The organism is Pseudomonas sp. AOB-7, assembly GCF_003696305.1.
In the GTDB taxonomy this organism is placed as follows: domain Bacteria; phylum Pseudomonadota; class Gammaproteobacteria; order Pseudomonadales; family Pseudomonadaceae; genus Aquipseudomonas.
The window spans coordinates 278,551-299,779 of sequence record NZ_RFFK01000001.1 but is presented as its reverse complement, the minus strand read 5'-3'; the positions used below and the strand labels follow the sequence as shown (position 1 = coordinate 299,779).

18 protein-coding genes are annotated in these 21,229 nt (G+C 65.3%); 12 read left to right on the top strand and 6 right to left on the bottom strand.

Going from position 1 to position 21,229, the window contains the following annotated elements; genetic code table 11:
* Positions 1-150: 150 nt before the first annotated feature.
* Positions 151-969, bottom strand: coding sequence for a hypothetical protein (locus EA796_RS01515; protein WP_122107263.1), 819 nt, complete (start codon positions 967-969; stop codon positions 151-153).
* A 469-nt stretch (positions 970-1,438) separates the two neighbouring features.
* Between EA796_RS01515 and fadB the strand changes: the two genes are divergently transcribed.
* From fadB to EA796_RS01485, 6 genes are all read left to right on the top strand, one after another.
* Positions 1,439-3,586, top strand: coding sequence for a fatty acid oxidation complex subunit alpha FadB (fadB, locus tag EA796_RS01510; protein WP_021444485.1), 2,148 nt, complete (start codon positions 1,439-1,441; stop codon positions 3,584-3,586).
* A gap of 30 nt (positions 3,587-3,616) precedes the next feature.
* Positions 3,617-4,792, top strand: coding sequence for an acetyl-CoA C-acyltransferase FadA (gene fadA, locus EA796_RS01505; RefSeq protein ID WP_122107262.1), 1,176 nt, complete (start codon positions 3,617-3,619; stop codon positions 4,790-4,792).
* A 73-nt stretch (positions 4,793-4,865) separates the two neighbouring features.
* On the top strand, positions 4,866-5,108 hold the full coding sequence (locus EA796_RS01500; protein ID WP_021444487.1) for a DUF1653 domain-containing protein: 243 nt from the start codon (positions 4,866-4,868) through the stop codon (positions 5,106-5,108).
* Between the two features lie 104 nt (positions 5,109-5,212).
* Complete coding sequence (gene topA / locus EA796_RS01495) at positions 5,213-7,819, top strand: type I DNA topoisomerase (RefSeq protein WP_122107261.1); 2,607 nt, start codon at positions 5,213-5,215, stop codon at positions 7,817-7,819.
* A 76-nt stretch (positions 7,820-7,895) separates the two neighbouring features.
* Positions 7,896-8,414, top strand: coding sequence for a DUF6586 family protein (locus EA796_RS01490; protein ID WP_122107260.1), 519 nt, complete (start codon positions 7,896-7,898; stop codon positions 8,412-8,414).
* A gap of 107 nt (positions 8,415-8,521) precedes the next feature.
* The gene (locus EA796_RS01485; protein WP_021444491.1) at positions 8,522-8,758 is read left to right on the top strand and encodes a hypothetical protein; all 237 of its coding nucleotides are present in this window, start codon (positions 8,522-8,524) and stop codon (positions 8,756-8,758) included.
* Positions 8,759-8,925: 167 nt separating this feature from the next.
* On the opposite strand, the gene sulA is transcribed toward EA796_RS01485, so the two are convergent.
* Positions 8,926-9,399, bottom strand: coding sequence for an SOS-induced cell division inhibitor SulA (gene sulA / locus EA796_RS01480; protein WP_021444492.1), 474 nt, complete (start codon positions 9,397-9,399; stop codon positions 8,926-8,928).
* Between the two features lie 10 nt (positions 9,400-9,409).
* Positions 9,410-10,018: a transcriptional repressor LexA gene (lexA, locus tag EA796_RS01475; RefSeq protein ID WP_122107259.1), complete on the bottom strand. Its 609-nt coding sequence runs from the start codon at positions 10,016-10,018 to the stop codon at positions 9,410-9,412.
* 227 nt (positions 10,019-10,245) lie between these two features.
* Here lexA and EA796_RS01470 point away from each other — a divergent pair, with 227 nt between their 5' ends.
* From EA796_RS01470 to EA796_RS01455, 4 genes are read left to right on the top strand one after another with little or no spacing between them, the layout of a single operon-like run.
* Positions 10,246-10,953, top strand: a complete 708-nt coding sequence (locus EA796_RS01470) for a TetR/AcrR family transcriptional regulator (protein WP_021444493.1) — start codon at positions 10,246-10,248, stop codon at positions 10,951-10,953.
* A 47-nt stretch (positions 10,954-11,000) separates the two neighbouring features.
* Positions 11,001-11,525, top strand: coding sequence for a L,D-transpeptidase (locus tag EA796_RS01465; protein ID WP_122107258.1), 525 nt, complete (start codon positions 11,001-11,003; stop codon positions 11,523-11,525).
* Positions 11,526-11,546: 21 nt separating this feature from the next.
* Positions 11,547-12,545, top strand: a complete 999-nt coding sequence (gene nagZ / locus EA796_RS01460; RefSeq protein WP_122107257.1) for a beta-N-acetylhexosaminidase — start codon at positions 11,547-11,549, stop codon at positions 12,543-12,545.
* Between the two features lie 9 nt (positions 12,546-12,554).
* Positions 12,555-13,292, top strand: coding sequence for an S-methyl-5'-thioinosine phosphorylase (locus EA796_RS01455; protein WP_021444013.1), 738 nt, complete (start codon positions 12,555-12,557; stop codon positions 13,290-13,292).
* Between the two features lie 130 nt (positions 13,293-13,422).
* Here the strand turns inward: EA796_RS01455 and EA796_RS01450 are convergent, their stop codons facing one another.
* Together EA796_RS01450 and mfd are read right to left on the bottom strand one after the other, a co-directional pair.
* The gene (locus tag EA796_RS01450; RefSeq protein ID WP_122107256.1) at positions 13,423-13,944 is read right to left on the bottom strand and encodes a CsiV family protein; all 522 of its coding nucleotides are present in this window, start codon (positions 13,942-13,944) and stop codon (positions 13,423-13,425) included.
* Positions 13,945-13,958: 14 nt separating this feature from the next.
* Positions 13,959-17,420, bottom strand: a complete 3,462-nt coding sequence (gene mfd, locus EA796_RS01445) for a transcription-repair coupling factor (protein ID WP_122107255.1) — start codon at positions 17,418-17,420, stop codon at positions 13,959-13,961.
* Between the two features lie 131 nt (positions 17,421-17,551).
* Between mfd and EA796_RS01440 the strand changes: the two genes are divergently transcribed.
* Complete coding sequence (locus EA796_RS01440; RefSeq protein ID WP_122107254.1) at positions 17,552-19,018, top strand: glyceraldehyde-3-phosphate dehydrogenase; 1,467 nt, start codon at positions 17,552-17,554, stop codon at positions 19,016-19,018.
* A gap of 42 nt (positions 19,019-19,060) precedes the next feature.
* Here EA796_RS01440 and EA796_RS01435 read toward each other — a convergent pair whose 3' ends face one another.
* On the bottom strand, positions 19,061-19,612 hold the full coding sequence (locus tag EA796_RS01435) for a chalcone isomerase family protein (protein WP_122107253.1): 552 nt from the start codon (positions 19,610-19,612) through the stop codon (positions 19,061-19,063).
* 277 nt (positions 19,613-19,889) lie between these two features.
* Here EA796_RS01435 and EA796_RS01430 point away from each other — a divergent pair, with 277 nt between their 5' ends.
* Positions 19,890-21,227 carry a Na(+)-translocating NADH-quinone reductase subunit A gene (locus tag EA796_RS01430; RefSeq protein ID WP_122107252.1) on the top strand — a complete coding sequence of 446 codons (1,338 nt, stop codon included), beginning with the start codon at positions 19,890-19,892 and terminating at the stop codon, positions 21,225-21,227.
* Positions 21,228-21,229 lie beyond the last annotated feature (2 nt).

Below are 21,229 nucleotides of genomic sequence, written 5' to 3'. Positions count from 1 at the left end.
AGCAAGTATGGCCCCATTGCGCCCGTTAAGCGGCCGCTTATTGTTACGACCGGGCCTGGCGGGCAGGGTGCCGGCTGAGGGCGGACAAAGAAAAGCCCGGTGCGAGCACCGGGCCTGAATCGGGCCAGGCAGGCCGGAAAAACTGTGGCATCAGTGCTGGTTGGCTGCGTACTGGGCGGCTACGCCTTCGAGGCCTTCGATGATGCTGTCGGAATACTTGCTGACCAGAAAGGGCACGCTGTTCTCGTTGTAGTTCAGCAGGGATTTCTCGATATAGCGCCATTTGGTGCCGATACTGCCGAGAGCTGCGCTGATCTCCGGGGTGTTTTGCTGGGCACGATTGAGCCCGTCGAGCTTGCTGGCGAACTCGCCGACCAACTCGTCGATGGCGCGCTCCTCGCCGCCGCCGAAGAAACTGCCGCCGATCGAGGCGCTGCGCGAGGCGTAGTCCAGGGCGATGCCCTGCATCAGCAGGCTCTGCTCGCGGCTCTGCTGGGTCAAGGTCGGTACGCTGTAGCCGCTTTCCTGCTGGATTTTCTGGTACAGCTCCTGGGCAATGGCCATCAGCCGCTGGTTGCTGTCGGCCAGGTCGGCGACCGGCTGCAGGTCGGTGTAGCCCTGGCTGCGCATGGCCTCCATTAGCGCCTGCAGGCCGTCGCGGTAGCCCTGCCATTCGCCCTGCCACTGGCTGCGCAGCGCCTTGGCGCCCTCGCCGGGCATCTCGCCGAGGGCATCTAGGTGGCCCTGGGCCTCCTGCAGCGATTCGCCGATCATCCGTGCGTAGCGCTGGTCGCCCTCCATGCCGTTGTACATATAGAAGTCGCCGAGGCTCTTCTGCGTGGCCAGGCGCAGCTGGTGCAGGCGCAGCAGATCGTCGGCCGGTGCGGCCAGCAGGGATGGCGAGACGAAGGCGAAGAGGAAGACGAGCAGGGCGCTCAGGGAAAATGCCAGCGAACGGCGGCTCGACATTGGGGACTCCGTGCGGCCCATCGTGGGGCTCGATTTGTTGTGGTATTGCAGCCGGATGGCGCTGTGCCAGCCGAAAGTGAGACGACTGTACCTGCAGCGCAGGGATTTGGCTAGGCGCAGGCGGCCGGCCGCCGGGGCGCCTTAAAGCGCCGCAATGGTGCGTTATCGATGGCGTTTATCGGGCCCTGGCCCAGGCCACGGCAGGCCTGGGTTTGCGCCAGGGATGCGCACGCCGCGCAAGAAGGCCAATTGACAAGCGTCGGCTTTTCCCCGAAGGTGTGCACACCCAAATCAAACGGGCGTATGAATTGAGCGTTTGCCTGGAAAGGCGCGCCTTATGCAGCCCGATTATCGCGTCGGCGGGTGTGTCGTACCGATTGGGGCTATGCTCGTGCGGCGTTGCCGCGGGCTGGCCTGCCGGTTGGCTCCGATGTGTACTGTTCAGCTTCCATACCGTGGAGATCAGTTGATGATTTACGAAGGTAAAGCCATCACGGTTAAGGCTCTTGAGAGCGGCATCGTCGAATTGAATTTCGACCTCAAGGGTGAGTCCGTCAACAAATTCAACCGTCTTACCCTCAACGAGCTGCGCGCCTCCGTCGACGCGATCAAGGCCGACGGTTCGATCAAGGGCGTGATTGTCACCAGTGGCAAGGACGTGTTCATCGTCGGTGCCGATATCACCGAGTTCGTCGACAACTTCAAACTGCCCGACGCAGAGCTGGTGGCTGGCAACCTGGAAGCCAACAAGATCTTCAGCGATTTCGAAGACCTCGCCGTGCCGACCGTGGTCGCCATCAACGGCATCGCCCTGGGCGGCGGTTTCGAGATGTGCCTGGCCGGTGACTACCGCGTGATGAGCGAGACCGCCAAGATCGGTCTGCCGGAAGTCAAACTGGGCATCTACCCGGGCTTCGGCGGCACCGTGCGCCTGCCGCGCGTGATCGGTACCGACAATGCCGTCGAGTGGATCGCCTCCGGTAAGGAAAACCGCGCCGCCGACGCCCTCAAGGTAGGCGCCGTCGACGCCGTCGTCGCTCCCGCCAAACTCAAGGAAGCCGCGCTGGACCTGGTCAAGCGCGCCATCTCCGGCGAGCTGGACTACAAGGCCAAGCGTCAGCCCAAGCTGGAAAAGCTCAAGCTCAACGCCATCGAGCAGATGATGTGCTTCGAGACCGCCAAGGGCTTCGTCGCCGGCCAGGCCGGCCCGAATTACCCGGCTCCGGTCGAGGCGATCAAGACCATCCAGAAGGCCGCCAACTTCGGCCGCGACAAGGCGCTGGAAGTCGAGGCTGCCGGCTTCGTCAAGCTGGCCAAGACTTCGGTCGCCGAGAGCTTGATCGGCCTGTTCCTCAACGATCAGGAGCTGAAGAAGAAGGCCAAGCACCACGACGAAATCGCCCGCGACGTGAAACTGGCTGCCGTACTCGGCGCCGGCATCATGGGCGGCGGCATCGCCTACCAGTCGGCCTCCAAGGGCACCCCGATCCTGATGAAGGATATCCGCGAAGAGGGTATCCAGATGGGCCTGACCGAGGCTTCCAAGCTGCTCGGCAAGCGCGTCGAGAAGGGCCGCATGACCCCGGCGAAGATGGCCGAAGCCCTCAACGCCATCCGTCCGACCATGTCCTACGGTGATTTCGGCAATGTCGACATCGTCGTCGAGGCCGTGGTCGAGAACCCCAAGGTCAAGCAGATCGTGCTGGCCGAGGTGGAAGGCGTGGTGCGTGAAGACGCCATCCTGGCCTCCAACACCTCGACCATTTCCATCTCCTTGCTGGCCCAGGCGCTCAAGCGTCCGGAAAACTTCGTCGGCATGCACTTCTTCAACCCGGTGCACATGATGCCGCTGGTGGAAGTCATCCGTGGCGAGAAGTCCAGCGAAGTGGCCGTCGCCACCACCGTGGCCTACGCCAAGAAGATGGGCAAGAACCCGATCGTGGTCAACGACTGCCCGGGCTTTTTGGTCAACCGCGTGCTGTTCCCGTACTTCGGCGGCTTCTCCAAGCTGCTGGGCTTCGGTGTCGACTTCGTGCGCATCGACAAGGTCATGGAGAAGTTCGGCTGGCCCATGGGCCCGGCCTATCTCTCCGACGTGGTCGGCATCGATACCGGCCACCACGGTCGTGACGTGATGGCCGAAGGCTTCCCGGACCGCATGGCCGTGGAAGGCAAGACCGCCGTCGACGTGATGTACGACGCCAACCGCCTGGGCCAGAAGAACGGCAAGGGCTTCTACGCCTACGAGACCGACAAGCGCGGCAAGCCGAAGAAGGTCTCCGACCCGGCTGCTTACGAGCTGCTCAAGTCCATCGTGGTCGAAGAGCGTGAAGTCACCGACGAGGACATCATCAACTTCATGATGATCCCGCTGTGCCTGGAAACCGTTCGTTGCCTGGAAGACGGCATCGTCGACACCGCAGCTGAGGCCGATATGGGCCTTATCTACGGCATCGGCTTCCCTCCCTTCCGCGGCGGTGCGCTGCGCTACATCGATTCCATCGGTGTCGCCGAGTTCGTCGCCCTGGCCGACAAGTACGCCGACCTGGGCGCGCTGTACCACCCGACCGCCAAGCTTCGCGAAATGGCTGCCAAAGGCCAGAAGTTCTTCGGTTAAGCGCGCAACGACTAGAGCGAGAGTGAATTTATGAGCCTGAATCCTAGAGATGCAGTGATCGTCGACTTCGGTCGTACCCCGATGGGTCGTTCCAAGGGCGGCATGCACCGCAACACCCGTGCCGAGACCATGTCGGCGCACCTGATCAGCGGCGTGCTGGCACGCAACACCAAGCTGGACCCGGCAGAAGTCGAGGACGTGATCTGGGGCTGCGTCAACCAGACCCTGGAGCAGGGCTGGAACATCGCGCGCATGGCGTCGCTGATGACCCAGATCCCGCACACCAGCGCCGGCCAGACCGTCAGCCGTCTGTGCGGTTCGTCCATGAGCGCCCTGCACACCGCCGTGCAGGCGATCCAGACCGGCAACGGCCACGTGTTCGTCGTCGGTGGCGTGGAGCACATGGGCCACGTCGGCATGATGCATGGCGTCGACCCGAACCCGCACCTGTCGCTGTACGCCGCCAAGGCCTCGGGCATGATGGGCCTGACCGCCGAAATGCTGGGCAAGATGCACGGCATCAGCCGCGAGCAGCAGGATGCCTTCGGTGAGCGTTCGCACCGTCTAGCGCACAAGGCCACCGTCGAAGGCAAGTTCAAGGATGAAATCATCCCGATGCAGGGCTACGACGAGAACGGCTTCCTCAAGGTGTACGACTTCGACGAAACCATTCGTCCGGAAACCACCCTGGAGAGCCTGGCCGCGCTGAAACCGGCGTTCAACCCGAAAGGCGGCACCGTGACCGCGGGTACTTCCTCGCAGATCACCGACGGCGCTTCCTGCATGATCGTCATGAGCGCCCAACGTGCTCAGGATCTCGGCATCCAGCCGATGGCCGTGGTGCGCGCCATGGCCGTGGCCGGCGTCGATCCGGCGATCATGGGTTACGGCCCGGTGCCGTCCACCCAGAAGGCGCTCAAGCGCGCTGGCCTGACCATGGCGGACATCGACTTCGTCGAACTCAACGAAGCCTTCGCCGCCCAGGCCCTGCCGGTGCTGAAGGACCTCAAGCTGCTCGACAAGATGGAAGAGAAGGTCAACCTGCACGGCGGCGCCATCGCCCTGGGTCACCCCTTCGGTTGTTCCGGTGCCCGTATCTCCGGTACCCTGCTCAACGTCATGAAGCAGAACGGCGGCACCTTCGGTGTCTCCACCATGTGCGTGGGCCTTGGCCAAGGCATCACCACCGTCTTCGAGCGCGTTTAAGCGCTAGCGGACAGAAACCGGGGCCCAGTGCCCCGGTTTTGCTTTTTACGGCTTTTTATTTCGGGAACCTCTCATGCAGTTGCAGCCAGGACTCTATCGCCACTACAAGGGCCCGCAGTATCGCGTATTCGGTGTGGCGCGCCATTCCGAGAACGAGGAAGAAGTGGTGGTCTACCAGGCCTTGTACGGCGAATTCGGCCTGTGGGTGCGGCCGCTGAGCATGTTCTGCGAAGAGGTCGAGGTGGACGGCAAGCGTGTTCCACGCTTTGCTTTGATTCAGGCCGAAGTCAGCCCGATCGGCACTTCGCAAGTCTGAGTGCGCAGCCCCTGCGCTTGACCTTCGCTCGGTCGCCACTATATATAGCGGGGCCTCAAGGCTCCCTGCCTTCTATATTTCGCAATTCAGGAATTTTCTGATCCATGGGCAAATCGCTGGTCATCGTGGAATCCCCGGCCAAGGCCAAGACCATCAACAAGTACCTGGGCAGCCAGTACGTGGTGAAGTCGAGCATCGGCCATATCCGTGACCTGCCTACCAGCGGTTCGGCAAGCGCCACCAAGGAGCCGGCCAAGCGCGGCAAGGCCGCCGGCGAAGCGCCTGCGCTGTCGCCCAAGGAAAAGGCCAAGCGCCAGCTGTTCGCGCGCATGGGCGTCGACCCCGAACACGGTTGGAAGGCCAAGTACGAGATCCTGCCCGGCAAGGAAAAGGTGATCGAGGAACTGCGCCGCCTGGCCAAGGATGCCGACACCATCTATCTCGCAACCGACTTGGACCGCGAGGGGGAGGCCATCGCCTGGCACCTGCGCGAGTCCATCGGTGGCGACGACGCTCGCTACAAGCGCGTGGTGTTCAACGAGATCACCAAGAAGGCGATTCAGGAAGCCTTCTCCAAGCCCGGCGAGCTGGATATCAACCGCGTCAACGCCCAGCAGGCGCGGCGCTTCCTCGACCGTGTGGTGGGCTACATGGTCTCGCCGCTGCTGTGGGCCAAGATTGCCCGCGGCCTGTCTGCCGGCCGTGTGCAGTCGGTGGCGGTGAAGCTGGTAGTCGAGCGCGAGAAGGAAATCCGCGCCTTCGTCCCGGAAGAATACTGGGAGGTGCACGCCGACCTCGGCACGGCGAAGAACGCCAAGGTGCGTTTCGAGGTGGTGCGCGAGAACGGCACTGCCTTCAAACCGGTCAATGAAGCGCAGGCCATGGCCGCGCTGGAGAAGCTCAAGGCTTCCAGCTACAGCGTGGTCAAGCGCGAAGACCGCCCGACCAGCAGCAAGCCGTCGGCGCCCTTCATCACCTCCACCCTGCAGCAGGCGGCGAGCAACCGTCTCGGCTTCGGGGTGAAGAAGACCATGATGATGGCCCAGCGTCTTTACGAGGCCGGCTACATCACCTATATGCGTACCGATTCGACCAATCTATCGAACGATGCCGTGGAGATGGTGCGCGGCTTCATCGGCAGCGAGTACGGCGACAAGTACCTGCCGGGCAAGCCCAGCCTCTATTCGAGCAAGGAAGGCGCTCAGGAGGCGCACGAAGCGATTCGTCCGTCCGACGTCAACCTGCGCCCGACCCAGCTGTCCGGCATGGAACGCGACGCCGAGCGCCTGTACGACCTGATCTGGCGCCAGTTCGTCGCCTGCCAGATGCCGCCGGCCGAATACCTGTCCACCAGCGTCACCGTGGCCGCCGGCGACTTCGAGCTGCGTGCCAAGGGCCGCATCCTCAAGTTCGACGGTTACACCCGCGTGCTGCCTCAGCAGAGCAAGCCGGGTGAGGACGACGTGCTGCCGGAAATGAAGGAAGGCGAAGGCCTCAAGCTGATCCAGCTCGACCCCAGCCAGCACTTCACCAAACCGCCGGCGCGCTACTCTGAAGCCAGCCTGGTCAAGGAGCTGGAGAAGCGCGGCATCGGCCGCCCGTCCACCTACGCGGCGATCATCTCCACCATCCAGGAGCGTGGCTACGTCACGGTGCATAACCGCCGCTTCTATGCCGAGAAGATGGGCGACATCGTCACCGAGCGTCTCGACGAGAGCTTTGCCAACCTGATGGACTACGGCTTCACCGCCGCGATGGAAGAGCATCTCGACGACGTGGCCCAGGGCGAGCGCGAGTGGAAGCACCTGCTCGACGAGTTCTATGGCGACTTCAAGAAGAAGCTCGAGGTGGCCGAGGCGGGCGAGGGCGGCATGCGCGCCAACCAGCCGACCACCACCGACATCCCCTGCCGCGAATGCGGCCGGCCGATGATGATTCGCACCGCCTCCACCGGCGTGTTCCTCGGCTGCTCCGGCTACAGCCTGCCGCCGAAGGAGCGCTGCAAGGCCACCATCAACCTGGTGCCGGGCGACGAGATCGCCGCGGACGACGAGGGCGAATCCGAATCCCTGGTGCTGCTCGGCAAGCACCGCTGCCCGATCTGCAGCACGGCGATGGACGCCTATCTGCTGGACGAGACGCGCAAGCTGCATATCTGCGGCAACAACCCCGATTGCGCCGGCTACGAGATCGAGCAGGGCCAGTACCGCATCAAGGGCTACGAAGGGCCGAGCCTGGAGTGCGACAAGTGCGGCAGCCAGATGCAGCTCAAGACCGGCCGTTTCGGCAAGTTCTTCGGCTGCACCAACGCCAGCTGCAAGAACACCCGCAAGCTGTTGAAGAACGGTGAGGCGGCGCCGCCGAAGATGGACCCGGTGAAGATGCCCGAGCTCAAGTGCGAGAAGGTGGACGACACCTACGTGCTGCGCGACGGTGCCTCCGGCCTGTTCCTCGCCGCCAGCGGTTTCCCCAAGAATCGCGAGACCCGCGCGCCGCTGGTGCTGGAGCTGATTCCGCACAAGAGCGAGATCGATCCCAAGTACCACTTCCTGCTGGCCGCTCCGGCCAAGGATCCGGACGGCCGTCCGGCGGTGATCCGCTACAGCCGCAAGACCAAGGAGCAGTACGTGCAGTCCGAGGTGGACGGCAAGCCCACCGGCTGGCGCGCCTTCTTCGACGGCGGCAAGTGGAAGGTCGAAGACAAGCGCTGAGCCTGTCCTGACGAGGTGCGCGCCGGTCGAGGCCGGCGCGCGTATCATGGCTCGATCCGCAGTGGAGATCGCCCCGATGGCCAAAGAGCTCTATACCCGCACCAACCAGAAGATCTTCTTCGCCGGCCTGGCCCTGGACGCCTGGCGCAAGGCGCAGGCGGAGGGTGCGTTCAACGCCCAGGCACTGGTGCAGGCCGAGCGCGAGGCGGCCCTGTTCCACCTCTATGGCGGGCTGCTCGGGCTGTGCCACGAGGTTGCCGGCTATTACCGCATGGCCGATGCCGCCCAGCCGCGCGCCGAACTCCTGCTCACTCGCGCGGTGCTCGACAGCGCGCCGAGCCCGGAACTGGCCGAGCTGGTGGAGCTGGCGCAACAGCCGGAAACCTGGCTGGCACAGCTGCTGGCGGCCTATGCCGAGCTGTTCCGGCCGCCGCAGGGCGAGAAGAAGGCCAAGGTCGATCCTGGCTTGCCGTTGATCACCGCACTCAGCGTCGAGGACGAGGCGGCCGAACTGGCGCCGGAAACCCTCGAGGCCTGGCGTCAGCAGCTCAAGGAACTGGTGCTGCGCTTTCGCGAATCGCTCAGCGAGTGCTGAGCCGCGCCGGCTCAGCCTGGAGCTCATCCGTCGTCATCTGGATCGGCGGGCTGGGGTCATGCCCGGTCGGCTGGTACAATGCCGGCCTTTCGTGGAGAACCTGAACCATGCCTACATCCTTTCTGGAAATCGTCGAACTGCCCGATGGGCGTATCGCCCTGCGTCGTGCGGAAGACGAGGAGGCCCTGGTGACCCTGGATTTCTCCGCCGATGCCAAGGCCTTCCTGCAGGGCCAGCACGTCGAGGTGGCCAAGGCCATGCTCAATGTCGGGGTGCAGATGGCCGGACGCCTGGCCGAGGGCGACTACAGCGCCGAGGACGAAGGGCCGCGGGTACTGCACTGAATTTTCCGCGGCGCGGCAAGCAAAACGGGGCTCCAAGGGAGTCCCGTTTTCGTTGGTCGGATACCTTGCTGGCTGTAGCCGTAGCCCGGACGTGATCCGCGACTCAGTGGAGGCATCCGGGCGACGGGATGGCTTGGGGGGAGGCTGCAGGGAAGGTGCCCTGCGATCTAGCCCAAGCTGATATTAAGGCTCTGCGCAGCGCCTATCTCGGCGGCTTGAGCCAGACGGCGGCGCGTGCCGCGTTCGAGAGGGTGCAGCCAGCTCACCACGGTATGGCTGCGGCCCAGCTTGAGCGCCTCCTCGGCCAGCTCCACGGCACTCTGGCCGCGGCGAGGTTGCAACAGCAGGATGCGTTCGCGGTTCAAACCGGCTTCGCGCAGCCAGGACTGGGTCAGGCTGGCCGGCGGCGCCACCAGGGTCAGCCAGCGGGCATCGAGGTTCTCGCTCAGTTCGCGCAGGATCGGCGCCAGCAGGTGCAGGCAGTGTCCGGCCGCGCCGCGCAGCGACAGTTCGCTGAAGGCTTCGGACTCGTCGAGCAGCGGGGCGGCGAGTCCTGGCTCCAGCAGGACTTCTGTCGGTTGGCCGAGGAAGGCATCGAACAGCGCCATTTGCGGGCGATCGAGTGGGTGCGGGAACTGCATGGAGCCTCCTCTAGCGACGGATCACGCCGACGCTCAAACCTTCGATGACCAGATCCTGGTGTTCCAGATCCACTTCGATCGGCGCGAACTCGGGGTTCTCGGCGATCAGCCAGACCTTGTTGCCTTCGCGCTTGAAGCGCTTGACCGTGACTTCGTCGTCCAGCCGCGCCACCACGATCTGGCCGTTGCGCGCCTCGCGGGTGGTGTGTACCGCCAGCAGGTCGCCGTCGAAGATGCCGATGTCCTTCATGCTCATGCCGCGCACGCGCAGCAGGTAGTCGGCCTTGGGTTGGAAGAAGGCCGGGTTGATCTGGCAGGATTCCTCGACATGCTGCTGGGCGAGAATCGGCGCGCCGGCGGCGACCCGGCCGATGACCGGCAGGCCTTCGTCCTCGTTGCTCGGCTCGAAGCCGGGGATGCGGATGCCGCGCGAGGCGCCCGGAGTCATTTCGATGGCGCCCTTGCGGGCCAGGGCCTTAAGGTGTTCCTCGGCGGCGTTGGGCGATTTGAAACCGAGTTCCTGGGCGATTTCCGCGCGGGTGGGCGGGTAGCCGTTGTCTTCCAGGCAGCGTTTGATGAAGGCGAGAATCTCGGCTTGGCGTGGCGTCAGTTTCAGCATGGCGGCGCTCTGTCTTTTTATACAGTGACTGGGATTATATACAGTAAGGCCGGCTTGGCAACGCACAATTTCGCCTTCCCGCCGGCCGCCCTGTAATCTGCGACGGGCAATCTGCGTCTGTGCTTGTTGTAAGCTGTGACCGGCTGGCCAAAAGACGGCTCGTGCGGCTTGACAATGCAGTGGGCTGAAACGTATGTTTCAAACAAGTGTTTGTCAGGTGATAGCTCATGGCTCAGTCGGAAACCGTTGAACGCATTCTCGATGCTGCGGAACAGCTGTTCGCGGAAAAAGGCTTCGCCGAAACCTCGTTGCGTCTGATCACCAGCAAGGCCGGGGTCAACCTGGCGGCGGTCAACTATCACTTCGGCTCGAAGAAGGCGCTGATCCAGGCGGTCTTCTCGCGCTTCCTCGGGCCTTTCTGCGCCAGCCTGGAGAAGGAGCTGGATCGGCGTCAGGCCAAGGCCGATACCCCGGCCAGCCTCGAAGAACTGCTCGAACTGCTGGTCGAGCAGGCGCTGGCGGTCAAGCCGCGCAGCGGCAACGACCTGTCGATCTTCATGCGTCTGCTCGGCCTGGCCTTCAGCCAGAGTCAGGGCCACCTGCGCAAGTACCTGGAAGAGGTGTACGGCAAGGTGTTCCGCCGTTACATGCTGCTGGTGCACGAGGCGGCGCCGCGCATCCCGCCGCTGGAGCTGTTCTGGCGCGTGCATTTCATGCTCGGCGCGGCGGCCTTCAGCATGTCCGGAATCAAGGCGCTGCGCGCCATGGCCGAGACCGATTTCGGCGTCAACACCTCGATCGAGCAGGTGATGCGCATGATGGTGCCGTTCCTCGCCGCCGGCATGCGCTCCGAGACCGGGGTCAACGACCCGGCGCTGGCCGCCGCGCAGCTCAAGCCACGCAGCAAGAGCGCGAGCGCGCCGGCAAAGGTTTGACGTCTGCGGGTGGGCGCGGCGTTGGCCTTCGGCTAAGCTAGCCGCCCATGTTTGATCTCGATCTGCTGCATATCTCCATCGCTGATCAGGCCCTGTACGGTTTCCGTGCGGGGCAGTTGCTGCTGCGCCTGCCGGTTTCCACCGCGCTGAACGGGGCGGGGGAGCGCAACGGCTCCGGCTGCACGCCGCGCGGCCTGCACCAGGTGCGGGCGAAGATCGGCGCCGGCCTGCCGCTGGGCGCGGTGTTGCGCGGCCGACGCTGGACCGGCGAGATCTGGTCGCCGGCGCTGCACGAGCAGTTTCCCCGGCGCGACTGGATTCTCACCCGCATTCTCTGGCTCAGCGGCCTGGAGCCGGGACGCAATCGTTCTGGCCAGGTGGACAGTTTTCGCCGCTATATTTACCTGCATGGCACGCCCGATAGCGAACCCATGGGCGTGCCGCTCTCGCATGGCTGCGTGCGCCTGCGCAACGCCGACATGCTGGCCCTGTTCGATCGGGTGGCACCGCACTGCCCGGTCAGGATCGACGAGGCGCCCTGCCCGCAGTGGGCCGGGGCGGATCTTCGCTAAGGATTTTATGTGACGACACGCATGCAAGGCTCTCTGATGCTGGATATCGCCGGCACCTGGCTGACCGCCGAGGATCGCCAGCTGCTGCGCCAGCCCGAGGTGGGCGGGCTGATCATCTTCGCCCGCAATATCGAATCGCCGCGCCAGGTGCGCGAGCTGTGCCAGAGCATCCGCGCCCTGCGTCCGGATCTGCTGCTGGCGGTGGATCAGGAAGGCGGTCGGGTGCAGCGTCTGCGCCAGGGCTTTTTGCGTCTGCCGGCGATGCGCGCCATCGCCGACAACGACAATGCCGAGACCCTGGCCGAGCATTGCGGCTGGTTGATGGCCACCGAGGTGCTAGCGGTGGGCTTGGACCTGAGTTTCGCCCCGGTGCTGGACCTCGATCACCAACGGAGTGCGGTGGTCGGCAGTCGCGCCTTCGAGGGCGATCCGCAGCGCGCCGCGCGCCTGGCCGGCGCCTTTATCCGCGGCATGCGCGAGGCCGGCATGGCCGCCACCGGCAAGCATTTTCCCGGCCACGGCTGGGCCGAGGCCGATTCCCATGTGGCGATTCCGCTGGACGAGCGCAGCCTCGATGAAATTCGTGCCTGCGACCTGCAGCCGTTCAAGCTGTTGGCTGGCGAGCTGGATGCGGTGATGCCGGCGCACGTCATCTACCCGCAGGTCGACGCGCAGCCGGCCGGCTTCTCGCGGCGCTGGCTGCAGGACATCCTGCGCGGCGAGCTGGGCTTCGACGGGGTGATCTTCAGCGACGACCTGTCCATGGCTGGTGCCCATGTGGTCGGCGATGCCGGCCAGCGCATCGAGGCGGCGCTCGGCGCCGGTTGCGACATGGGCCTGGTGTGCAACGACCGCGCCGCCGCCGAGCTGGCGCTGACGGCCCTGCAACGCCGGCAGGTGACGCCGCCGGCGCGCCTGGCGCGTATGCGCGGTCGTGCACACGCCAGTACCGAATACCGCCAGGCGCCACGCTGGCTGACTGCCGTGGCGGCGCTGCGAGCCGCCCAGTTGCTTGACTGAGGAGCGCCCATGACTGTCTACGCGATTATCGGCGGCACCGGCCTGACCCAGCTCGAAGGCCTGACCATCCGCGAAGCATTGCCGCTGGATACGCCCTACGGCGCGCCGTCGGCCGATGTGCTGCGCGGCGACTACGCCGGGCGCGAGGTGCTGTTTCTCGCCCGCCATGGCCAGCCGCACCGTATTCCGCCGCATCAGGTCAACTACCGCGCCAACCTCTGGGCGCTGAAGCAGGCCGGGGCCAAGGCGATCCTCGCGGTCAACGCGGTCGGCGGCATCCATGCGGCCATGGCCACCGGGCATTTCTGCGTGCCACACCAGCTCATCGATTACACCGCGGGGCGCGCCCATACCTTCTACGAGGGCGAGTTGGAGCACGTCACCCATGTCGATTTCAGCCAGCCTTACGATGCTCAGCTGCGTGAGCGACTGGTGGCGGCGCTGCGCGCCGAGCACGCCGCGTTCAGCGATCACGGCGTCTACGGCTGCACCCAGGGCCCGCGCCTGGAGACGGCTGCGGAAATCGCCCGCATGGAGCGCGACGGCTGCGACCTGGTGGGCATGACCGGCATGCCTGAGGCGGTGTTGGCGCGCGAACTGGCGCTGCCTTACGCCTGCCTGGCGTTGGTGGTCAACCCGGCGGCGGGCAAGTCCAGCGCGCTGATCACCATGGCCGAGATCGAGCGGGTGCTGGAGCAGGGCATGGGCACGGTCAAGTCGGTGCTGGCGCGGGTGCTGGCGGGCTGAGCCTGGTTCCCCGGATAACGAAAAGGGCCGCTTAGCGGCCCTTTTTGCATCGTTCGGCACATTCCTGCGTTTCACCCCTCTGGGGCTTGCGCGCCAAACCGCTCCCGGCGCTCTCCTGTCTGGCCTCCGCTCAGAGCGGGCTGATGCGGATCAGCGCGCCCAGGCTGCCGTGATCCAGGTAGGTCAGGCTGTTGTCCTTCAGGCGCTGGGCGATCTTCAGGTGCTCGCTGGCATCGAGCAGGCCGTCGGCGCTGAACTGGTTGATCCACAGTTCCAGTTCCAGGTCGGCGAAGCGTTCCTGGGTGAAGCTCAGCGTGCCCTCGACCGGATGGTGGCCGAACTGCGCCTCGCCGCTGCTCACCGCGACGCGGCTCGGGCTGCTGCCGATGCTCTGGCTCCAGGCCTTGTGCAGCAGCAACTGGTAGCCGTTGCCGGGGTTGAGCTTGGCCGCCTCGTTGTCCAGCGCCGTGGGGCGTTCGTTGCCGGCGATCGGCAGGGCGGTGCCGGCCCAGTCGTCGGGAGCGATCTTGGGCGCGACGACGGGGTCGCCGGCCTGGCGGAACACCAGCAGTTCGACCTGGTAGAGGCGTTCGGCGAAGGCGCTTGGGGCCAGCAGGCAGAGCAGCAGGGGGATCAGGTGCAAGAGACGCATGGGCGGTTTGTCCTTCAGGTGGATGAAGCTTGTGGGGCCAGGCGTTCGAGCAGGGCCTCCAGGGTGTTGAAGCGCTCTTCGGCGCGCTCCATCGGCACCTGGATCTTGAACACCGTGGCGCCTTCGAATTTGTAGCGCTTGGGCTGCGCCTGGATCAGCTTGATCAGGGTCAGCGGGTCGACGCAGGTCTCGGCGGCGAACTCGATGCGCCCGCCCTGCGGCCCGGCGTCGATCTTGACGATGCCCAGCTTGTCGGCCTGCAGCTTGAGCAGGGTCAGGCGCATCAGGTGCTTGGTCGGCTCCGGCAGCAGGCCGAAGCGGTCGATCATCTCCACCTGCAGCTCCTTCAGGCCGTCTTCGTCGGTGGCGTTGGCGATGCGCTTGTAGAGGATCAGGCGGCTGTGTACGTCGGGCAGGTAGTCCTCGGGGATCAGCGCCGGTACGCGCAGGTTGATCTCCGGGCCGCCGCCCAGCGGCTGGTCGAGGTTGGGCTGCTCGCCTTTCTGGATGGCCTTGACCGCCCGTTCGAGCATTTCCATGTAGAGGGTGAAGCCGACCGCCTGGATCTGCCCGCTCTGGCCGTCGCCGAGCAGCTCGCCGGCGCCGCGGATCTCCAGGTCGTGGGTGGCCAGGACGAAGCCGGCACCGAGGTCCTGGGCATTGCTAATGGCCTCCAGGCGCTTCTGCGCGTCGTCGGTCATCTGCTTGCGTGGCGGCGTGAGCAGGTAGGCATAGGCCTGGTGGTGGCTGCGGCCGACGCGGCCGCGCAACTGGTGCAGCTGGGCCAGGCCGAACTTGTCGGCGCGGTCGATGATGATGGTGTTGGCGCTGGGCACGTCGATGCCGGTCTCGATGATGGTCGAGGCCACCAGCACGTTGAAGCGCTTGTGGTAGAAGTCGCTCATCACCTGTTCCAGCTCGCGCTCGCGCATCTGCCCGTGGCCGATGCCGATGCGCGCTTCCGGCACCAGCTTGGCGAGGTCGGCGGCGCACTTGTCGATGGTCTTCACGTCGTTGTGCAGGTAGTACACCTGGCCGCCGCGCAGCAGTTCGCGCAGCAGCGCTTCCTTGATGGTCGGCTGGTTGCTTTCCATGACGAAGGTGCGCACCGACAGGCGGCGCGCCGGCGGGGTGGCGATGATCGACAGGTCGCGCATGCCGGCTATGGCCATGTTCAGGGTGCGCGGAATCGGCGTGGCGGTGAGGGTGAGGATATCCACCTCACTGCGCAGGGCCTTGAGCTGTTCCTTCTGGCGCACGCCGAAGCGGTGTTCCTCGTCGATGATCACCAGGCCCAGGTTGTGGAACTTGACGTCGTCCTGCAGCAGCTTGTGGGTGCCGATAACGATATCCACCTTGCCTTCGGCCAGCTGTTGCACCGCGCCTTCGACTTCCTTGGCGCTCTTGAAGCGGCTCATCACCTCGACCTTCACCGGCCAGTCGGCGAAACGGTCGCGGAAGCTGTTGTAGTGCTGCTGGGCGAGCAATGTGGTGGGCACCAGCACGGCCACCTGCTTGCCGCTGTGCACGGCGATAAAGGCCGCGCGCATGGCCACTTCGGTCTTGCCGAAGCCGACGTCGCCGCAGATCAGGCGATCCATCGGCTTGCCGGCGAGCATGTCGCCGCGCACCGCGTCGATGGCGGCCTGCTGGTCCGGGGTTTCCTCGAAGGGGAAGCCGGCGCTGAAGCTGGCGTAGTCCAGCGCCGGGTCTTGGAAGGCGAAACCTTCGCGGGCGGCGCGGCGGGCGTAGATATCCAGCAGTTCGGCGGCGACGTCGCGTACCTGCTCGGCGGCCTTGCGCTTGGCCTTCTGCCAGGTCTCCGAACCGAGGCGGTGCAGCGGCGCCAGGGCGTCGTCGCTGCCGGTGTAGCGGGCGATCAGGTGCAGGCTGGCCACCGGCACGTAGAGCTTGGCTTCCTCGGCGTACATCAGGGCGAGGAACTCGGCGGCCTGGCCGTCGAACTCCATGGTCACCAGGCCCAGGTAGCGGCCGACGCCGTGGTCGATATGCACCACCGGCGCGCCTTCGCGCAGCTCGGTGAGGTTCTTGATCACGTTGTCGCCGCCGTCGCGACCCTTCTCGCGGCGGCGGCGCTGCATCACGCGCTGGCCGAACAGCGGGCTTTCGGCGATCAGCGCCAGGTCGTCGAGCAGCAGGCCTTCATCCAGCGGGGCGATGCAGATCCCCAAGCGCTCGCCGCTTGCGACGAAGGCCGGCCAGCCCTCGACTTCCTTCGGCTTGAGCTTGAGCCGGGCGAGCAGTTCCAGCAGCACCTCGCGGCGCCCGGCCGATTCGGCGCAGAACAGCACGCGGCCCGGGTATTCCTCGATGAAGCGGCGCAGTGCCGCCAGCGGCTCGCCGGCCTTGGCCTGGATTGCCAGATCCGGCAGCGCTTTGGCGTCGAAGCGCGTCTGGCCGACGCCGGGTTCGATATCCTCGGGGTTGACGACGATGCGCGGCCAGCTCTTCAGGCGGGCGAAGCAGTCCTCCACCGGCAGGAAGATGTCGGCCGGCGGCAGCAGCGGGCGTTCCGGGTCGACGCGGCGATCCTCATAGCGGCTGCGCGCGTCGGTCCAGAAGTGCTCGGCGGCTTTTTCGATGCCGGGCAGGGAGAACACCTGGGTGTCGCCCGGCAGGTAGTCGAACAGGGTGTCGGTTTCTTCGAAGAACAGCGGCAGGTAGTACTCGATGCCGGCCGGGGTGATGCCGCTGGAAAGATCCTGATAGATCGGGCAGCGGCGGAAATCCACGTCGAAGCGCTCGCGAAAGCGTCCGCGGAAATCGCTGACGGCCTTCTTCTCCAGCGGAAACTCGCGCGCCGGCAGCAGGCGGATCGACTCGACCTTGTCCACCGAGCGCTGGGTCTCCGGGTCGAAGGTGCGCAGGGTCTCGATCTCGTCGTCGAACAGGTCGATGCGGTAGGGCGTGTCGCTGCCCATGGGGAAGAGGTCGATCAGCGCGCCGCGCACGGCGAACTCGCCGTGCTCGTAGACGGTGTCGACGCAGCGGTAGCCGGCCGCCTCCAGGCGCGTGCGCATCTGCGGGGCGTCGAGCTTCTGGCCGACGTCCAGCACCAGGCTGCTGCCGAGCAGAAAGCGCTTCGGCGCCAGACGGTGTAGGGCGGTGGTGATCGGTACTACCAGAATGCCGCGGGTCAGCTGCGGCAGGCGGTAGAGTGCGGCGATGCGCTGCGAGATGATGTCCTGGTGCGGCGAGAAGACGTCGTAGGGCAGGGTTTCCCAGTCGGGGAAATGCAACACCGGAAGATCGGGGGCGAAGAACGCCAGTTCTTCCTGCAGGCGCTCGGCGCTCTGGCTGCCCTCGGTGAGCACCAGGGTGAGGCGCCCGGCGGCGCTGGCGGCCTCGGCGATGGCCAGCGGCAGGGCGGCGCCGGGCAGGTTGCCCCATTGCTGTTTGCCGGCGCTGGCGGGCAGGGACGGAAGACGCAGTACGGACGCGGTCGTTGCGGACACGGGCGGCTCACGGTCGTGACAAAAGGCCGGGAATTGTAGCGGGGCTTGGTGGTCAATGTCAGTCGCGACAGGCGCGCATTGCTCATGCCCGCGCGCGCCGTCATAATGTAGCCCCTTTTTTCAGCCCCTACATGTGGAAGGTACTGCCCGTGACTCAGAAGCCCGACCAGTGTCTCGGTGAATGGATCGATCGTGAAGCCCTCGCGGAAGCGATGATTCCGCTGATTGGTCAGCTCTACCGCAACAACAATGTGGTGACCTCGATCTATGGCCGCGGTCTGATCAACCGCTCGGTGATCGACATCCTCAAGGCTCACCGTTTCGCCCGCCACCGTCTGGAAGGCGAAGCCGAACTGTCGGTTCATGACACTTTCCCCATGCTCAAGGCCATGAGCGAGCTCAAGCTGGGTGCCGCCTCGGTGGACCTGGGCAAGCTGGTCGCCAAGTACAAGGCCGAGGGCGCCGGGCGCGGCGTCGAGCAGTTCGTCAAGGACGAGCTGGCCGAGGTGGTTGGCAAGCAGAACGGCGCCGGTCGCGAAGGCACCGACGTGGTGCTGTACGGCTTCGGCCGCATCGGCCGCCTGCTGGCACGCATCCTGATCGAGAAGACCGGTGGCGGCGACGGCCTGCGCCTGCGCGCCATCGTCGTGCGCAAGGGCGCCGACAACGACCTGGTCAAGCGCGCCAGCCTGCTGCGTCGCGACTCGGTACACGGCAAGTTCGATGGCACCATCACCATCGACGAGGAGCACAACACCCTCACCGCCAACGGCAACCTGATCCAGGTGATCTACGCCAAGTCGCCGGCCGAGGTGGATTACACCCGGTACGGCATCAAGAACGCTCTGCTGGTGGACAACACCGGCGTATGGCGCGACGCCGACGGCCTCGGCCAGCACCTCAAGTGCCCGGGCGTCGACCGCGTGGTGCTGACCGCGCCGGGCAAGGGCGCGCTGAAGAACATCGTGCACGGCATCAACCATGGCGAGATCACCCCAGACGACAAGATCATCTCCGCGGCCTCCTGCACCACCAACGCCATCGTGCCGGTGCTCAAGGCGGTCAACGACAAGTTCGGCATCGTCAACGGCCACGTCGAAACCGTTCACTCGTACACCAACGACCAGAACCTGATCGACAACTTCCACAAGGGCAGCCGCCGTGGCCGCAGCGCCGCGCTGAACATGGTGATCACCGAGACCGGTGCCGCCACCGCCGCCGCCAAGGCCCTGCCGGTACTCAAGGGCAAGCTGACCGGCAACGCCATTCGCGTGCCGACGCCGAACGTGTCGATGGCCATCCTCAACCTGAACCTGGAGAAGGCCACCACGCGCGAGGAAATCAACGAGTACCTGCGCCAGATGGCCATGCACTCGGATCTGCAGAAGCAGATCGACTTCGTCAGCTCGCAGGAAGTGGTGTCCACCGACTTCGTCGGCTCGCGCCATGCCGGTGTGGTCGATGCCGAAGCCACCATCTGCAACGACAACCGCGTCGTGCTCTATGTCTGGTACGACAACGAGTTCGGCTACAGCTGCCAGGTGGTGCGCGTGATGGAAGACATGGCTGGGGTCAACCCGCCGGCCTTCCCGCGCTAAGCGCCAGGGGCAATAAAGAACGGGAGCTTCGGCTCCCGTTTTTTATTGGCCGGCCAGCAGCTGGTCGCGCAGTTTGTCGGACAGGCCGTCGGGCGCCAGCCAGATACCCAGGTAGGCGTCGGCCAGCTCGGGGTTGGCGCTGCGAAAGGCGGTTTCGCCATTGCGCAGCAGGCGCAGGCCCTGCTCGCGGTCGTAGTCGAGGGCGTAGCGGTCGCCGGGGCGAATGTCCTTGAAGGTCGCGTGCAGGGCGTCCAGTTCATCGCGCAGGGCGGCCAGGCGTTGGGCGTCGAGCTGGCGCTCGAGGGTGAGCCAGGCGGCCTTGATCACATCGCTGCGCGCGATGTTGCGGAAGTAGTAGAGCTCCAAGCGTTTGGCGTGCGGGCCGTTCAGCGCCTCGCGCGGGCTGATGCCGTTGGGGGTGTAGAGCGCGGCGGCGTAGACGTCGGCCCACAGGTAGGTGAGTACCGCCTGGTTCTTGCGTTCGAGCTGCGCCACCTGCGGGGCGAAGGCCGCTTCGCTCAGGCGCAGATCGCTGTTGGCCAGCAGCAGCGGGCTGGCGAGGGTCAGGAGGAGGGCGAGCAGAGCGCGCGGCATGGCGGCTATCCCCAGGCTGAAAAGGCTCTATTTAATTGCGCCGAAGGCTGATCCGGGTCAAGTCGCGATCTGTTGCGCGCTGTTACCGAAAAGTCAAAAAAAGCAAGCGCTTGGGTGGCCAGCCTCGGGGGGCGTCTTTATAATCAAGCGGATTTTTTACCCAGGTTCGGCATCATCATCCACGCCAATAATGCATCGGCGTGGTTGAGTCTATTAGACCTTCGGCTGCTGCCCCTGTCCTATAAAAAGCTTTCTAAATCAGTGGTTAGGCAAACCTATGATCAAACTAAAGCATGGGCTCGATTTGCCCATAACGGGTGCGCCGGCACAGCGTATCGAGGCCGCCAGGCCCGTGCGCAGTGTCGCCGTCATCGGCTTCGACTATCACGGGATGAAGCCGACGATGGAAGTGCAGGTCGGTGATCGGGTCAAGCTCGGTCAACTGCTCTTCACCGACAAGAAGACCCCCGGCGTGCGTTACACCGCACCGGCTGCCGGCGTGGTCAGCGCCATTCATCGCGGCGAGAAGCGCGTGCTGCAGTCGCTGGTGATCGATATCGACGGCGACGAGCAGGAAACCTTCGCCCAGTACCCGGCCGCTCAGCTCGATGCGCTGAGCGACGCCCAGGTGCGCGAGAACCTGCTGCAGTCCGGCCTGTGGACCGCGCTGCGCACGCGTCCGTTCAGCAAGGTGCCGGCCATCGATGCCGTGCCCAGTTCGATCTTCGTCACCGCCGTCGACACCCATCCGCTGGCCGCCGATCCGGCCGTGGTGATCGCCGAGCATGCCGCCGATTTCGAAAACGGTCTGAAAGTGCTGGGCAACCTGGCCAAGGTCTTCCTGTGCAAGGCCGATGGCGCCAACCTGCCCGGCGAGAAGCTGGCCAAGGTGCAGAGCGAGGCCTTCGCCGGCCCGCATCCGGCCGGCCTGCCGGGTACCCACATTCATTTCCTCGACCCGGTCGGCGCCAGCAAGAGCGTGTGGCAGATCGGCTACCAGGACGTGATCGCCGTGGGCAAGCTGTTCACCACCGGTCAGCTGTTCGTCGAGCGCGTGGTCGCGCTGGGCGGTCCGGTCGCCGAGCAGCCGCGTCTGCTGCGCACCCGTCTGGGCGCCAACCTGGAAGAGCTCACCGCCGGCGAACTCAAGCCCGGCTTCAATCGGGTGATTTCCGGCTCGGTGTTCGGCGGGCGTACCGCTCAGGGCGCCTTCGCCTTCCTCGGTCGCTACCACAACCAGGTGTCGTGCCTGGGCGAGGGCAACGACCGCGAGATGATGCATTACCTGCGTGCCGGGGTTAACAAGCACTCGGTGCTGAACATCTTCGTCTCCAAGCTGGCCGGCGCCAAGCTGTTCAACTTCACCACCACCACCAACGGCAGCCCGCGCGCCATGGTGCCGGTAGGCAACTACGAAGCGGTGATGCCGCTGGACATCCTGCCGACCCAACTGCTGCGCTACCTGATCGTCGGCGACACCGAGATGGCCCAGAAACTGGGTTGCCTGGAGCTCGACGAAGAAGACCTGGCGCTGTGCACCTACGTCTGTGCCGGCAAGTACGAATACGGCCCGATCCTGCGGGATAACCTCAGCCGCATCGAGAAGGAGGGTTAAGC

Excerpts from the sequence above, each read along its gene's own strand:
- EA796_RS01515 (WP_122107263.1), bottom strand. The coding sequence starts at position 969 with ATGTCGAGCCGCCGTTCGCTGGCATTTTCCCTGAGCGCCCTGCTCGTC.
- fadB (WP_021444485.1), top strand. The coding sequence starts at position 1,439 with ATGATTTACGAAGGTAAAGCCATCACGGTTAAGGCTCTTGAGAGCGGC.
- fadA (WP_122107262.1), top strand. The coding sequence starts at position 3,617 with ATGAGCCTGAATCCTAGAGATGCAGTGATCGTCGACTTCGGTCGTACC.
- EA796_RS01500 (WP_021444487.1), top strand. The coding sequence starts at position 4,866 with ATGCAGTTGCAGCCAGGACTCTATCGCCACTACAAGGGCCCGCAGTAT.
- topA (WP_122107261.1), top strand. The coding sequence starts at position 5,213 with ATGGGCAAATCGCTGGTCATCGTGGAATCCCCGGCCAAGGCCAAGACC.
- EA796_RS01490 (WP_122107260.1), top strand. The coding sequence starts at position 7,896 with ATGGCCAAAGAGCTCTATACCCGCACCAACCAGAAGATCTTCTTCGCC.
- EA796_RS01485 (WP_021444491.1), top strand. The coding sequence starts at position 8,522 with ATGCCTACATCCTTTCTGGAAATCGTCGAACTGCCCGATGGGCGTATC.
- sulA (WP_021444492.1), bottom strand. The coding sequence starts at position 9,399 with ATGCAGTTCCCGCACCCACTCGATCGCCCGCAAATGGCGCTGTTCGAT.
- lexA (WP_122107259.1), bottom strand. The coding sequence starts at position 10,018 with ATGCTGAAACTGACGCCACGCCAAGCCGAGATTCTCGCCTTCATCAAA.
- EA796_RS01470 (WP_021444493.1), top strand. The coding sequence starts at position 10,246 with ATGGCTCAGTCGGAAACCGTTGAACGCATTCTCGATGCTGCGGAACAG.
- EA796_RS01465 (WP_122107258.1), top strand. The coding sequence starts at position 11,001 with ATGTTTGATCTCGATCTGCTGCATATCTCCATCGCTGATCAGGCCCTG.
- nagZ (WP_122107257.1), top strand. The coding sequence starts at position 11,547 with ATGCAAGGCTCTCTGATGCTGGATATCGCCGGCACCTGGCTGACCGCC.
- EA796_RS01455 (WP_021444013.1), top strand. The coding sequence starts at position 12,555 with ATGACTGTCTACGCGATTATCGGCGGCACCGGCCTGACCCAGCTCGAA.
- EA796_RS01450 (WP_122107256.1), bottom strand. The coding sequence starts at position 13,944 with ATGCGTCTCTTGCACCTGATCCCCCTGCTGCTCTGCCTGCTGGCCCCA.
- EA796_RS01440 (WP_122107254.1), top strand. The coding sequence starts at position 17,552 with ATGTGGAAGGTACTGCCCGTGACTCAGAAGCCCGACCAGTGTCTCGGT.
- EA796_RS01435 (WP_122107253.1), bottom strand. The coding sequence starts at position 19,612 with ATGCCGCGCGCTCTGCTCGCCCTCCTCCTGACCCTCGCCAGCCCGCTG.
- EA796_RS01430 (WP_122107252.1), top strand. The coding sequence starts at position 19,890 with ATGATCAAACTAAAGCATGGGCTCGATTTGCCCATAACGGGTGCGCCG.